Origin of the sequence: Methylobacterium nonmethylotrophicum, from assembly GCF_004745635.1 — a bacterium.
Classification (GTDB): Bacteria; Pseudomonadota; Alphaproteobacteria; order Rhizobiales; family Beijerinckiaceae; genus Methylobacterium; species Methylobacterium nonmethylotrophicum.
In genome coordinates this window covers 198,497-211,434 of sequence record NZ_SRLB01000009.1, presented here as the reverse complement: position 1 = coordinate 211,434, position 12,938 = coordinate 198,497, and the positions used below count along the sequence as shown (strand labels likewise).

The 12,938-nt window shown below is 71.9% G+C and carries 13 protein-coding genes; 8 read left to right on the top strand and 5 right to left on the bottom strand.

Annotated elements, in window-relative coordinates; genetic code table 11:
- Nucleotides 1–4 precede the first annotated feature (4 nt).
- Complete coding sequence (gene gor, locus EU555_RS14260; RefSeq protein WP_135415299.1) at nucleotides 5–1,417, top strand: glutathione-disulfide reductase; 1,413 nt, start codon at nucleotides 5–7, stop codon at nucleotides 1,415–1,417.
- A gap of 9 nt (nucleotides 1,418–1,426) precedes the next feature.
- On the opposite strand, the gene otnC is transcribed toward gor, so the two are convergent.
- Nucleotides 1,427–2,089: a 3-oxo-tetronate 4-phosphate decarboxylase gene (gene otnC / locus EU555_RS14255; protein ID WP_135415365.1), complete on the bottom strand. Its 663-nt coding sequence runs from the start codon at nucleotides 2,087–2,089 to the stop codon at nucleotides 1,427–1,429.
- Nucleotides 2,090–2,103: 14 nt separating this feature from the next.
- A complete protein-coding gene (locus EU555_RS14250) occupies nucleotides 2,104–3,150 on the bottom strand; it encodes a LacI family DNA-binding transcriptional regulator (protein WP_135415298.1) in 1,047 nt (348 codons plus the stop codon).
- A gap of 232 nt (nucleotides 3,151–3,382) precedes the next feature.
- Here EU555_RS14250 and ltnD point away from each other — a divergent pair, with 232 nt between their 5' ends.
- The 3 genes from ltnD (at nucleotide 3,383) to otnK (ending at nucleotide 6,620) form a co-directional block, all read left to right on the top strand.
- On the top strand, nucleotides 3,383–4,294 hold the full coding sequence (gene ltnD / locus EU555_RS14245) for an L-threonate dehydrogenase (RefSeq protein WP_135415297.1): 912 nt from the start codon (nucleotides 3,383–3,385) through the stop codon (nucleotides 4,292–4,294).
- 278 nt (nucleotides 4,295–4,572) lie between these two features.
- Nucleotides 4,573–5,355: a 2-oxo-tetronate isomerase gene (gene otnI / locus EU555_RS14240; RefSeq protein ID WP_135415296.1), complete on the top strand. Its 783-nt coding sequence runs from the start codon at nucleotides 4,573–4,575 to the stop codon at nucleotides 5,353–5,355.
- Entirely contained in the window at nucleotides 5,352–6,620 is a 1,269-nt protein-coding gene (gene otnK, locus EU555_RS14235; RefSeq protein WP_135415295.1) for a 3-oxo-tetronate kinase, read from the top strand. Before otnI ends, otnK begins: the two co-directional genes overlap by 4 nt.
- Before the next feature lie 53 nt (nucleotides 6,621–6,673).
- Here the strand turns inward: otnK and EU555_RS14230 are convergent, their stop codons facing one another.
- On the bottom strand, nucleotides 6,674–7,750 hold the full coding sequence (locus tag EU555_RS14230; protein ID WP_135415294.1) for an inositol-3-phosphate synthase: 1,077 nt from the start codon (nucleotides 7,748–7,750) through the stop codon (nucleotides 6,674–6,676).
- 158 nt (nucleotides 7,751–7,908) lie between these two features.
- Between EU555_RS14230 and EU555_RS14225 the strand changes: the two genes are divergently transcribed.
- Together EU555_RS14225 and EU555_RS14220 are read left to right on the top strand one after the other, a co-directional pair.
- Nucleotides 7,909–8,367, top strand: a complete 459-nt coding sequence (locus tag EU555_RS14225) for a MaoC family dehydratase (protein WP_135415293.1) — start codon at nucleotides 7,909–7,911, stop codon at nucleotides 8,365–8,367.
- Nucleotides 8,368–8,432: 65 nt separating this feature from the next.
- Nucleotides 8,433–8,840, top strand: coding sequence for a DUF4345 domain-containing protein (locus EU555_RS14220; RefSeq protein WP_135415292.1), 408 nt, complete (start codon nucleotides 8,433–8,435; stop codon nucleotides 8,838–8,840).
- A 136-nt stretch (nucleotides 8,841–8,976) separates the two neighbouring features.
- Here EU555_RS14220 and EU555_RS14215 read toward each other — a convergent pair whose 3' ends face one another.
- Together EU555_RS14215 and EU555_RS14210 are read right to left on the bottom strand one after the other, a co-directional pair.
- The gene (locus EU555_RS14215) at nucleotides 8,977–9,390 is read right to left on the bottom strand and encodes a DUF2147 domain-containing protein (protein WP_245524298.1); all 414 of its coding nucleotides are present in this window, start codon (nucleotides 9,388–9,390) and stop codon (nucleotides 8,977–8,979) included.
- A 77-nt stretch (nucleotides 9,391–9,467) separates the two neighbouring features.
- A complete protein-coding gene (locus EU555_RS14210) occupies nucleotides 9,468–10,625 on the bottom strand; it encodes a zinc-binding dehydrogenase (protein ID WP_135415291.1) in 1,158 nt (385 codons plus the stop codon).
- Between the two features lie 101 nt (nucleotides 10,626–10,726).
- On the opposite strand from EU555_RS14210, the gene EU555_RS14205 reads away from it, so the two are divergent.
- Nucleotides 10,727–12,745, top strand: a complete 2,019-nt coding sequence (locus EU555_RS14205) for an FUSC family protein (protein WP_135415290.1) — start codon at nucleotides 10,727–10,729, stop codon at nucleotides 12,743–12,745.
- Nucleotides 12,735–12,929 (top strand): DUF1656 domain-containing protein, encoded by a 195-nt coding sequence (locus tag EU555_RS14200; RefSeq protein ID WP_135415289.1) that lies wholly within the window; start codon nucleotides 12,735–12,737, stop codon nucleotides 12,927–12,929. The genes EU555_RS14205 and EU555_RS14200 overlap by 11 nt, the downstream gene beginning before the upstream one ends.
- Nucleotides 12,930–12,938: the final 9 nt, after the last annotated feature.

Sequence of the window (12,938 nt, the reverse complement as noted above, 5' to 3'; positions counted from 1 at the left end):
CGCCATGACCGACACGCGGCACGAGGTTTTCGGCGAGCAAGGGTTCGATGTGGATCTGTTCGTGATCGGCGGCGGCTCCGGCGGGGTGCGGGCGGCCCGCATCGCCGCCGGCTACGGCGCCAAGGTGCAGCTCGCCGAGGAATACCGGGTCGGCGGCACCTGCGTGATCCGCGGCTGCGTGCCCAAGAAGCTGATGGTCTATGCCGGGCGGTTCAGCGACGAGTTCGAGGATGCCGCCGGCTTCGGCTGGGAGGTCGGCACCCCGCGCTTCGACTGGGCGACGCTGAAGCACCGGCGCGACGCCGAGGTGACCCGGCTCGAGGGCATCTACGCCACCAACCTGATGCGGGCCGGCGTCGAGGTCGTGGCCGAGCGGGCGGTGATCGAGGGGCCGCATGCGGTGCGGCTCCAGCGGTCCGGCGCCCTGGTGCGGGCCCGCCACATCCTGGTCGCGGTCGGCGCCCATCCGGTTAAGGAGCCGCTGATCCCGGGCGCCGAGCTCGCCATCACGTCCAACGAGGTGTTCGAGCTCGAGACCCAGCCGGAGCGGATCCTGGTGGTCGGCGGCGGCTACATCGCGGTCGAGTTCGCGGGCGTGTTCGCGGGCCTCGGCACCCGCACCACCCTGCTGCACCGGGGCGACCGGCTGCTGCGCGGGTTCGACGGCGAGATCCGCCAGGCCCTGGGCGAGGCCTATGCGAAGCGCATGGACCTGCGCCTCAATGCCACCGTCCACCGCCTCGACCGGCGCGACGGCGGGATCTGCGCCACGCTGAACGACGGCAGCGAGATCCTGGTCGACCAGGTGCTGGTGGCGACCGGCCGGCGCCCCAACGTCGCGGGGCTCGGGCTGGAGACGGCCGGCATCGCCCTCGATCCCGCCGGCGCGATTCCCGTCGACCGCTTCTCCCAGACCGCCGCGCCCTCGATCTACGCCGTCGGCGACGTGACCAACCGTGCCGCCCTCACGCCGATCGCGATCCGCGAGGGCCACGCCTTCGCCGACACGGTGTTCGGGGGAAAGCCCTGGGCGGTGGATCACGGCCTGATCCCGACCGCGGTGTTCTCGACCCCGGAGATCGGCGTGGTCGGCCACGGCGAGGAGGTGGCCCGCCGCCTCTGCGGCGAGATCGACGTCTACGAGGCGCGATTCCGGCCGATGAAGGCGACCCTGTCGGGCCGCGACGAGCGGATCCTGATGAAGATCATCGTCGAGCGCGCGAGCGACCGGGTGGTCGGCGTCCACGTGCTGGGCCACGACGCCGGCGAGATCATCCAGGCGGTCGGCATCGCGGTGACGATGGGCGCCAAGAAGGCCGATTTCGACCGCACCATCGCGGTCCACCCCACCGCCGGCGAGGAGCTGGTGACGATGCGCACCCCGTCGGTGGTGAAGCAGCCGGTGGCGGTGGGGTGAGCCTGCCCCTCAATGGTCGTGCCCGTGCTCCGGCAGGGTCAGGCCGAAATGCGCCACCAGGTCCCGCACCTGGGCGGGTGTCAGGTAGCGCGGGTTGAGGTTGCGCAGGAGCAGGTAGAGCCTGGCGGTCTCCTCCAGCTCCTCGGTGGCGAACACCGCCGCCTCGAGGGTGTCGCCGGCCACCACGGGCCCGTGATTGGCGAGCAGCACCGAGGAGTATTTCCCGGCCAACCCCCGGATCGCGTCCGCCACCGCCGGGTCGCCGGGGCGGAAGTAGGGCACCAGCGCCACCGCGCCGGCCCGCATCAGGCTGTAGGGGGTGAGCGGCGGCAGCACCGCGCGGGGGTCGATCTCCGGCAGCATCGAGACAGCGACGGCGTGGGTCGAGTGCAGGTGCACGATCGCCCGCGCCTCGGCTCGGCTGTCGTAGAGGGCGCCGTGGAGCGGGATCTCCTTCGTGGGCTTGTCGCCGGAGAGGAGCCGCCCGTCGCGGTCGAGGCGGGAGATGCGGGCCGGATCGAGGAAGCCCAGCGAGGCGTTGGTCGGCGTCACCAGCCAGCCGCCGTCGTCGAGCCGCAGCGAGATGTTGCCCGAGGAGCCGGGCGTCAGGCCGCGCTCGAACAGCGAGCGCCCGAAGCGGCAGATCGCCTCGCGCAGGGCCGATTCGCTCATCCCGGAGATGTCCGTCACGCGGTCGCTCCCTCGATCAGCTCGAAGCCGAGATCCACCACCGTCGCCGGTGCGCCGGCGCAGAGGAGCCGCGCCGCCGTCGCCCCCGCCTCGACCCGCGGGGTGCGGATCGTGGCGAGGGGCTGCGGCATCAGCCGGCCGACATCGAGGCCGTTATAGCCGAACAGTGCCAGACGCCCCGGCACCGCGATGCCATGGGCGAGGCAGTGGAAGTAGCCGCCCAGCGCCATGTCGTCGTTCGAGAAATAGGCGGCGTCGAGATCCGGCGCCCGGGCCAGCAGGTCGAAGAGGCCCTGCCGGCCGACCTCGACCGAGGACGGGCTCGCGACCCGCTCCTCGCCGGCGAGCGTCAGCCCGGCCGCGCGCAGGCCGTCCCGGAACCCGGCATAGCGCTTGGCGGCGCGCCGGTCCTTCGTCAGGTCGTGGCCGATATAGCCGATGCGCCGGTAGCCGCGGCCCGCGAGGTGGCGAGCGCTCGCCTCGCCGGCGGCGCGGTTGGAGTAGCCCACCACGATGTCGAGACCCGGCCCGTCGGTGTCGAGGAGCTCGGCCACCCGCACGCCGCTGGCGAGGAGCCGGCGCCGGGTGCCCGAATTGTGCTCGAGCCCGGTGACGATCAGCCCGGCTGGGCGCCAGCTCAGCAGTGAGCCGACCACCGCCTCCTCGCGGTCCTGGTCGTAATCGGTGACGGCGATGACCGACTGGAACCCCTCCTGCTCGAGGGCCATCGTGGCGCCGCGCAGGAGGTCCGGGAAGACGATGTTGGTGAGCGACGGGATCACGATGCCGATCAGCCGCGAGCCCGTCGAGGCCAGCGTCCCGGCGATGCGGTTCGGCACGTAGCCGAGGCGGGCCACCGCCTCCTCGACCCGGGCCCGGGTCTTCTCGGAGAACGACCCGTGGCTGCGCAGGACCCGCGACACCGTGCTCTCGCCGACCCGCGCCTCGCGGGCGACGTCCGCCAGGGTGATCGGGCGCCGGGCGAAACCGTCCCGCGGCACCTCGCGGTCGGCCTCGAAGACCTCGTTGCCGCCTTCGTCCATTCGCCCTCCCGTTACCTGCCGGCACCTTGCCACCGACGCGCGGGACGGCCACGATGTCATGGTTCCCCGGCCGGCTCAACGGATCCATGGTCCGGATTGGCAGCGCTGCCAAATCGGTGCTAGAGAGGTTCGAGCGAGAGCTTCGGGACGACGGCGCGGCGTCAGATCGCGCAGCAGAACCGGGTCGCGTGCGGCCCGCACGGGTCCCACGCGACCCGCAAGGAGGAACGGCATGAGCGACACCCCCGCCCGCGTCGCGGTGATCGGCCTCGGTTCCATGGGTTACGGCATGGCGCAGGCCCTGCGCCGGGCCGGCCTCGACGTCGCGGGCAGCGACGTCGACCCGGCTTCCGTGGCGCGCCTCGTCGCCGAGGGCGGACGCGGCGCCGCGAGCCCGGCGGACGCCGCGACGGAGGCCGGGATCGTTGTCTGCGTCGTCGTCAACGCGGCCCAGACCGAGACGGTCCTGTTCGGGCCCGGCGGCGTCGCCGAGGCGATGCCGGCGGGCGCGGTGTTCGTCTCCTGCGCGACCATGGATCCGGAGATCGCCCGCCGCCTCGCCGCCCGGCTCGAGGCGACCGGCCGGCACTACCTCGACGCGCCGATCAGCGGTGGCGCCCAGCGCGCCGCGCAGGGGGAGCTGACGATCCTGGCCTCGGGCAGCCGCGAGGCCTTCGCGCGGGCGAAGCCGGCGCTCGACGCCATGGCGGCCAAGCTCTACGAACTCGGCGACGCCGCCGGCCAGGGCGCCGCCTTCAAGATGATCAACCAGCTCTTGGCCGGCGTGCACATCGCGGCAGCGAGCGAGGCGATGGCCTTCGCGGCCCGCCAGGGCCTCGATCTCCGGCGCGTCTACGAGGTGATCACGGCCTCGGCCGGCAATTCCTGGATGTTCGAGAACCGGATGCCGCACGTGCTCGACGGCGACTACGCGCCGCGCAGCGCCGTCGACATCTTCGTCAAGGATCTCGGCATCGTGCAGGACATGGCCCGCGCCCAGAAATTCCCGGTGCCGGTGGCGGCGGCCGCGCTCCAGATGTTCCTGATGGCCGCCGGCGCCGGCATGGGCCGCGACGACGACGCCTCGGTGGCCCGGATCTACGCGCAGGTGACCGGCACCGCCCTGCCGGGTGGGGCGGGGTGAGACCGGCCAAACGGGATTGACCCGCTCCCTCCCAGCCGCGCCCTGATCGTGAGGTGCCGGGCGATCGGAGATCGATGCGATCTTCGATCGCCGGGCCTCGAAGGAGGGCTCCAGGGATCGCAGAGACGTCTGGAGCCCTCCTTCGCGGTCAGTCCATCTGCGATGGCCTGACACCTCAGGATGAGGCGGAGGGTGCGAGTAGCGGCCGGAATCCAGTCAACCAGACTCTGGATGCGTCGTGTCCGGCAGGGCGCCGGTGCTGACGAGGGAGGACCTTCATGCCGCGCTTCGCCGCGAACCTGACCCTGATGTTCACCGAAGTCCCGTTCCTCGACCGGTTCGCGCAGGCCGCGGAGGCCGGGTTCGACGCGGTGGAGTTCCTGTTCCCGTACGAGCACCCGCCCGAAGCGATCGGCGAGCGGCTCAAACGCCACGGCCTGACCCAGGCCCTGTTCAACCTGCCCCCGGGCGACTGGGCCGCCGGCGAGCGCGGCATGGCGGCCCTCCCCGACCGGTTCGAGGAGCTGAAGGGCGGCGTCGAGACGGCCCTCGGCTACGCGCGCGCCACCGGCGTGAAGCGCCTGCACCTGATGGCCGGCATGGCCGACCGGAACGACCCCAAGGCGCAGGAATCCTACCGCCGCGCCGTCGCCTGGACGGCGGAGCGCCTGGAGCGGGAAGGGCTCGACCTCGTCCTCGAGCCGATCAACGCGCGCAACATGCCGGGCTACTTCCTCAACGACTTCGGGTACGCCGCAGACCTGATCCGCGAGCTGGCGCGGCCGAACCTGAAGCTGCAATTCGACCTCTACCACTGCCAGATCCTGCACGGCGACGTGACGATGCGCCTGCGCGCCCTGATGCCGATCGTCGGCCACGTCCAGACCGCGAGCGTGCCGGAGCGCCACGAGCCCGGCAGCGGCGAGATGAACGACGCCTTCCTGTTCGCTGAGCTCGACCGCCTCGGCTATGACGGCTTCGTCGGCTGCGAGTACAACCCGCGGGCCGGCACGCGCGAGGGCTTAAGCTGGTTTACCGCCTACAAGGGAGCACGAGCATGACCCTGGCGCTGGGCTGCATCGCCGACGACTACACGGGCGCCTCCGACCTCGCCAACACCCTGACCAAGGCCGGCCTGCGCACGGTCCAGACCATCGGGGTGCCGGCCGCCGACCTGCGGCTGCCGGAGGTCGACGCGGTGGTGGTCTCGCTGAAGAGCCGGTCGATTCCCGCCGAGGAGGCGGTGGCGCGCTCGCGCGAGGCGGCCGCGTGGCTGAACGCCCGCGGCGCCGGCCACCTGCTGTTCAAGGTCTGCTCGACCTTCGATTCGACCGATGCGGGCAATATCGGCCCGGTCACCGACGCGCTGCGTACGGATGCCGGCGAGGCGATCGCGCTCGTCACCCCGGCCTTCCCGGAGACGGCGCGAACGGTCTATCTCGGCCACCTCTTCGTCGGCGCGGTGCCGCTCGCCGAGAGCCCGCTGAAGGACCATCCGCTCAACCCGATGCGGGATTCCAATCTGGTGCGGGTGCTCGCCCGCCAGAGCCGGGCGGAGGTCGGCCTCATCGACCTCGCGACGGTGGCGCGGGGCGGGCAGGCCGTGAGCGAGCGGCTCGACGCGCTCGCCCGGGAGGGCAAGGGCGCGGCCATCGCCGATGCCGTGCTTGACCCCGACCTGACCGTCCTGGGTGAGGCGGCCCTGACCCGCAAGGTCTCGACCGGCGCCTCGGGCCTGGGCTTAGGTCTCGCCCGGGCCCTGGTGTCGACCGGCCGGGTGACGCCTGCCGCGGCGGAGTCCGATCTCGGCGGGCCGATCGGCGGCCCGGCCGCCTGCCTCGCCGGCAGCTGCTCGCAGGCGACCCTCGGGCAGATCGCCCGGGCCGAGGCCGCGATGCCGGTGCGCCGCCTCGATCCGGCACGGCTGCTGGCCGGCGAGGACGAGGCCGGGGCGGCTTTGGCCTGGGCGATGGAGCGGATCGGCGACGGCCCGGTGCTGATCGCCAGCAGCGCCGGCCCGGACGACGTGGCGGCGGTCCAGGCCCGCTTCGGTCGCGACCAGGCGGGCCACACGATCGAGGCGGCGATGGCGCGGATCGCCGAAGGGCTCGTCGCCAACGGCGTGCGCCGCTTGGTGGTGGCCGGCGGCGAGACCTCCGGCGCCGTGGTCGACCGCCTCGGCCTGCCGGCCTTCCGGGTCGGTCCCGAGATCGCCGCCGGCGTGCCGGTCCTGCGCACCACCGACCGTGACATGTGGCTGGCGCTGAAATCCGGCAATTTCGGCGGGCCGGACTTCTTCGCCGACGCGCTGCGGCTGATGCCGTAGGCCTCCTCCGCGAGCTGGCCGAAGCGGTCCGCGGCCGGCTCAGGCGGCGGGTCTCACGCCCCCGCCACGAAGGCCAGGGTGCGCCGGTGCGCCTCCTCGTCGGTGAACTGCTCCGGCGGCGACTTCATCAGCCAGCTCGACGGGCCGATCAGCGCGCCGCCGATCCGCCGCTCCCGTGCCAGCGCGGCGCAGCGCACCGCGTCGATGACGATGCCGGCGGAGTTCGGCGAATCCCACACTTCGAGCTTCAGCTCGAGATTGAGCGGCACCCCGCCGAAGGCCGTGCCCTCGAGCCGGATATGCGCCCATTTGCGGTCGCTCAGCCACGGCACGTAATCGCTCGGCCCGACATGGATGTCGTCGGCCGGCAGGGCGGTCTCGAGCTGGCTCTGCACCGACTGCGTCTTCGAGATCTTCTTCGATTCGAGCCGCTCGCGCTCCAGCATGTTGCGGAAATCGGCATTGCCGCCGAAATTGAGCTGGTAGGTCCGCTCCAGCTTGACCCCGCGCTCGCGGAAGAGGTGGGCGAGCGCCCGGTGCACGATGGTGGCGCCGACCTGGCTCTTGATGTCGTCGCCGATGAGCGGCAGGCCGGCCGCCTCGAAGCGCTGGCGCCATTCGGGATGCGAGGCGATGAAGACCGGGATGCAGTTGACGAAGGCGCAGCCCGCCGCCAGCGCCGCTTCCGCATAGTATTCGGTGGCTCCTTGCGACCCGACCGGCAGGTAGGAGACCAGCACCTCGGCGCCCGTGCGGCGCAAGGACGCCGCGACGTCGACCGGACGGGCGGGGGATTCCGGCACGATCGCCTCGAGGTAGCGGCCGAGCCCGTCGAGGGTCGGGCCGCGCTCCACCATCACGCCGGTCGGCGCCACGTCGGCGAAGCGGGCGGTGTTGTTGGGCGGGGCTCCGATCGCCTCGGCGAGGTCGCGGCCGACCTTGGCCTTCGCGACGTCGAAGGCCGCCACCACCGTCACGTCCGCCACCCGGTAGCCGCCGAGATCGGGGCTCATCAGGCCCGGCACCGCGTCGCCGGGGCCGGCCTCCCGGTAATAGGTGAGTCCCTGCACGAACGAGCAGGCGCAGTTGCCGACGCCCGCGATCGCGACCCGCACGCTCTTCTGGCCCACCGCACGCACTCCTGACGACCGATACTCTCCCCCTCTAAGTAGAACACTCTGGCGGAGTATCGATGGCAGAATCTCGATGGCCTGGGCGTCGATCCTCCAACGAGCGTGGCCGGGCGTGCCCTCGCGGCCTAAAATGCGCCGAGACGGGAGGAGACCGCATGGAGATCTTCGACGGGCCGGAGGCCCTGAAGGCGGCGATCGGGCAGGAGATCGGGGTGGGTGAATGGATCACCGTCGACCAGGCGATGATCGACCGCTTCGCCGAGGCGACGGACGACCACCAGTGGATCCACGTCGACCCCGAGCGGGCGGCGCGCGAATCGCCCTACGGCGCCACGGTGGCGCACGGCTATCTCACCCTGTCGCTGGTGCCGCGCTTCATCGCCGGGGTGCGCCGCCTCGAAGGCCTGCGCCTCAGCCTGAATTACGGCCTCGATCGGGTGCGCTTCCCGGCACCGGTGGTGGTCAATGCCCGCCTGCGCGGGCGCGTCCAGGTGGCGAGCGCCCTCGACGTGCCGCCGCGGGGCCTGCGCACCACCTATCGCGTGACGGTGGAGATCGAGGGGGCCGAGAAGCCGGCCTGCCTGGCCGACGCGGTAGTGCTGCATCACTGGTGAAACGCGGGAGCCCATGAACCCTGTGCTCCTTGGCGGATTGTCGGGGGAGCAGCGAGGCCGTGAGCATGACAGTCGACACGGAGCGGCGGGCGCTTCAGCGCGTGGTGGCGGTGGCGGGAATCGTGCCGGTGGCGGGCGGGCTCTACGGCGTGCTGTTCGGCCAGGCCGGCCTCGGCGGGGGAGTGTCCGACATCTCGACCGACAGCCATTTCCGCTACCTGTCGGGCCTGCTCCTCGGCATCGGCCTCCTGTTCTGGTCGACGCTTCCCGCGATCGAGACCAAGACGTCGCTGTTTCGCTTCCTGACGATGGTGGTCGTGCTCGGCGGCCTCGCCCGGCTCCTCGGCCTGTGGCTGACCGGGGTGCCCTCGCTCACCATGCTGGCGGCGCTCGGCATGGAGCTGGTGGTTACGCCGCTGCTCTGCCTGTGGCAGATCCGGGTGGCGGGGCGGGCGGGGCCGCCGGTCCTGTGAGGAGCCTGTCTCAGAGGCGAGCCATACACCCCTGGAACTGATAAGGAAGGACGCGCCGGACGCCGAGCATAAGCACCCCCCTCTGCGGGGGAGGGCTTATGCGCGCGCCCTTCGAAGCAGATCGGAAGATCCCGCCTCAATCCACCCGCGTCCACATCTGCTTCTTGCAGATCAGCCCGCCCAGCACGCAGCCCGACAGTTCCAGCACGTTCGGCCCCTTCATGGCGAGCTTGCCCGAATAGGTCCGGCCGTCGCGAAAATTGTACAGCGAGCCTTCCCAGCCCTCGCCGGCCGGGTGCATGTCGCGGGTGAGCGCGACGCCGACGAGGCTGCGGCCGCGCAAGGCGGCGTCGGGGTTGTGGACGTCCTTGGTCTCGCCGGCGAGCACCTTGGCGACCGTGCCGCAATAGGCCGCGCCGCAGCGGCTGATGCGGATCTGCGAATCACCGGAGGGGGTGAGCCAGGTACCGGTGGGCTGGGGGCCCGCCTGCGCATGGGCGAGGACCGGGGCGCAGGCGAGGATCAGGGCGGCGAGACGAACGGGACGCAACGGCGCGGGCTCCAGGGACAGGAATCGAGGTCCCTGACCTAGCGCCTCGGCGTCCGTCCCGCCACCGCCTCGGCCGGTCAGGCGACGAGGTCGGGGAACGGCACGATGGTCGACTTCACGGTCTTCATCGCCATCGCGTCCTTCACCGCCTGCGACACGCCTTCCTGCGTGAACGGGTAGACCGTCTGCATCTCGAGCCAGGGATACTTGTCGCGGGCGCGGTAGAGCATGTCGACGCCGAGCGGCAGGTCGTTGCCGGTGAAGGCCCAGGAGCCGAGCACGTTCAGGTCCTTGGAGCAGATCCGGTGCCACGAGGTCTCGATCTTGCCGGCATCCGTGAACTGGCCCATCTCGACATAGGTGCCGCCGTCGCGCAGGAACTCGATGCCCTCGGGACCAGCGGTCGGGTGTCCGGAGCAGTCCATCACCAGGTCGGCGCCGAAGCCGCCGACGATCTCGCGCACCGCGGCGATGCGGGCCTCCGGCGTCGTGACCTTGGTGATGTCGACGGTGGCCTCGGCGCCGAACCTGCGGGCGAGCGCGAGCCGCGGCTCCTCGGGCGCGCCGACGCAGATCACCCGCCCGGCCCCCATCTCCTGGGCGGCGGCCACGGCGAGGATGCCGATCGGGCCGGAGCCCTGGATCACGACGGTGTCGCCCCACTTGAAGCCCCCGGCCCGGGTCGCCCGGTTGAAGGCGCGGATGCAGGAGGTCAGGGGCTCGGAGAGCGCGCCGAGGCGCAGCGACATGTCGTCGGGCAATTTGTAGACCTTGGTGCCCGGCAGCATCTCGAGATCGACATAGACGTACTCGGCCCAGCCGCCCCACAGGTGCGGCGCCTTGTCGAAGCCGAGATAGCGCCCGTAATAGACCGGGGTCAGGCACTTGTTGGCCTGCTCGGGATAGTGGACGCAGTAATAGCAGTGGCCGCAGGGCATCAGCGGCGGGATCATCACCTTGGAGCCGACCTGGAGCGGCTTCTCCATGAAGTCGGCGGTGAACTCGTCGCCCTTCTCGACGATGACGCCGCCGATCTCGTGGCCGAGCGTGAAGGGCCACGGCAGGGGCTTGGGCCAATGGCCCTTGAGGATGTGCTGGTCGGTGCCGCAGACACCGCAGGCGCCGACCTTGATCAGCGCGGCCTTGCGCGGAACCTTCGGCCAGGGCACCGATTGGATCACGGGCTCCGCCCCCGGGCCCGCGAACGTTGCCACGCGGATCTCAGGCTTGCTCATCGGCGCTTCCTCGGCTGTGTGTTCTGGCGCGGCGCGGGGCCGCGGACCGGGTCGCTGTCGCCCGGTTCGCGCCACCCTAGCAGCTCGACTGGGCGCAATCGATGCCTGACGAGGCCGAACGCCGGAGCTGGATCGATGCGGCGCTCGACCGGATCGAGCCGCCGCCGCTCTCGTCCTTCGCCTACGCCCTGCGGATCTGGCTCGCCATGATGCTGGCGCTCTATGCCGGATTCTGGCTCGAGCTCGAGAGCGCGTCCTCGGCCGCCGTCACGGTGGCGATCCTGGCTCAGCCCCGGCGCGGCCAGGCCCTGTCGAAGGCGGCCTACCGGTTCCTCGGCACGCTCGTCGGCTTCGCCGTCGCGATCCTGTTCACCGCCCTGTTCGGGCAGGACCGGGTCGAGATGCTGGTCGCCTTCGCGCTCTGGATGGGCCTCTGCGTCTTCACCGCCAACTACCTCCAGGGCACCAGGGCCTACGGCGCCATGCTGTCGGGCTACACGGTGGCGATCATCGCGATCAACAACATCGACGCGCCGCAATCGGTGTTCGAGTCCGGTCTCGCCCGCGTCGCCGCGATCACGCTCGGCATCGTCTCGATCACCTTCATCAACGACGCGCTCGGCGCGCCTTACGTCTTCCCCGAGCTGAGCGCCGGGATGGGGAAGGCCCGCGACGCGGTGCGCGACGTCGTGCGCCGGGCCGTTGCCACCAGCGACCCGGGTCCGGAAGCCGCCGCCGACGCGATGCGGCTCGTCGCGGCGCCCCGCGACGCGATCGGGGTCGTCGCGACCGAGTTCCACGACGGCGCGAACCGGGCGGCGGGCGCCCGCAGCGCAGTGGCGGCGTTGTTCGCGTCGGTCGCCGCCGCCCGCTCCTTCGCGCTCGCCGTCGCGCGCTCCGGCGATCCGGACGATCTTCGGGCGCGCGTGCTGGCCGGCCTCGACGGCGACCGTGACACCCTGCCCGACCTCGTAGCGCGCCTCGACGCGCTGGCGGCGAGCGGCGACGCCGACCCCGATGCCGTGCTGCTGCACCGGCGCGCCATCGACCTCCTGCGCCAGGACCGCCTCGCCGCGGACGGGATCGAGGCCCTGGAGACGGGCCGCGCGCCGCTGCGCGACATGCTCCTGCCGGTGCACCGCGACTTTCCCGACGCCCTGCGCAACGCCGCCCGGGTCGTCATCACGATCGCGGTGAGCGCCACGCTCTTCGTGCTGAGCGGCTGGCCCGCCACCTCGTCGGCGCTGCTCCAGGTCTCGGCCTTCGCGGCGCTCGCCTCGATCAACCCGAACCCGGTGGGCTTCGCCACCGGCGCGCTCTGGGGCATGCCGCTCGCCGTGGCCTGCGCCGGCCTCGTCGAGTTCGTCGTGCTGGATGGCGGCCAGGGCTTCCCGCTGCTGGCGATCGCGATGGCGCCGGTGATCGTCACCGCCTGCCTGCTCAGCCTGCGGCCGGCGACGGCGAGCCTCGGCTTCATCCTGCTGGTGTTCTTCCCCGTGGTGCTGGCGCCCGCGAATCCGCAGCCCTACAATGCGGAATCCTACGTCAATGCCTCGGTCCTGTTCTGCGTCGCCGGGCTGATCCTGTTCCTGGTGATCCGGATCGTGCTGCCGACCAGCAACGCCCAGCGCCGGCACTGGTCGCTCCAGGCCGCCCGGGCCGACGTGATCGAGGCCCTGTCGGGCGAGCCGCAGGAGGCCGAGGAGCGGGTCAACCTCGACGCCGACCGCCTGGTGCAGTTCGCCGGTTGGGCCGGCACCGCCGGCGCCGTGCGCCGCGCGACCCTGCGGCACGCCTTCGCGCTCGCGGCCCTCGACACCGCGGCTGCCGGGGCGCAGGCCGGCCTGAACCGGCTCGCCGCGGTGCCGGCCTATGACCGCGCGGTGGGGCAGGCCCGCGCCGCCCTGCGGCGGGCGGAGCCAGGGTCCTTGCGCGAGGCCGCTGCCGCCCTGCTGGCCGCCGCCCGCACCGGGCCGGCCGAATCGCGCCGCACCGCAACACGGGTTGTGGCCGACCTCGCCACGGCGTCCTATGTCATTGCGGACCAGGGCCGGGTGCTGCGACGGCTCGCCCTGTGGGGGTCCGGGCAGGCCAAGGTCCAGGCGGGCGATGTTTCATGAGCTGACGATCGGCGGGGTGCTGGTCTCCCCCTTCGTCGCCTACGCGGCCGGCGCCCTGGCGATCCTGCTCGCCTTGCGGCCGCTCCTGCGCCTCATCCGGTTCGAGCGCGTGTTCGCCAACCCGCCGCTCGCCGAGGCGGGGATCTACGTCTGTATCCTGGCGCTGCTGATCGTGCTGGTCTGAGGAGGAAGC

Bases quoted from the DNA above. Each gene is read 5' to 3' on its own strand.
- EU555_RS14250 (WP_135415298.1), bottom strand. From the start codon at position 3,150: ATGGACGAAGGCGGCAACGAGGTCTTCGAGGCCGACCGCGAGGTGCCG.
- EU555_RS14225 (WP_135415293.1), top strand. From the start codon at position 7,909: ATGGAGATCTTCGACGGGCCGGAGGCCCTGAAGGCGGCGATCGGGCAG.
- EU555_RS14200 (WP_135415289.1), top strand. From the start codon at position 12,735: ATGTTTCATGAGCTGACGATCGGCGGGGTGCTGGTCTCCCCCTTCGTC.
- ltnD (WP_135415297.1), top strand. From the start codon at position 3,383: ATGAGCGACACCCCCGCCCGCGTCGCGGTGATCGGCCTCGGTTCCATG.
- otnC (WP_135415365.1), bottom strand. From the start codon at position 2,089: ATGAGCGAATCGGCCCTGCGCGAGGCGATCTGCCGCTTCGGGCGCTCG.
- otnI (WP_135415296.1), top strand. From the start codon at position 4,573: ATGCCGCGCTTCGCCGCGAACCTGACCCTGATGTTCACCGAAGTCCCG.
- otnK (WP_135415295.1), top strand. From the start codon at position 5,352: ATGACCCTGGCGCTGGGCTGCATCGCCGACGACTACACGGGCGCCTCC.
- EU555_RS14220 (WP_135415292.1), top strand. From the start codon at position 8,433: ATGACAGTCGACACGGAGCGGCGGGCGCTTCAGCGCGTGGTGGCGGTG.
- gor (WP_135415299.1), top strand. From the start codon at position 5: ATGACCGACACGCGGCACGAGGTTTTCGGCGAGCAAGGGTTCGATGTG.
- EU555_RS14205 (WP_135415290.1), top strand. From the start codon at position 10,727: ATGCCTGACGAGGCCGAACGCCGGAGCTGGATCGATGCGGCGCTCGAC.
- EU555_RS14210 (WP_135415291.1), bottom strand. From the start codon at position 10,625: ATGAGCAAGCCTGAGATCCGCGTGGCAACGTTCGCGGGCCCGGGGGCG.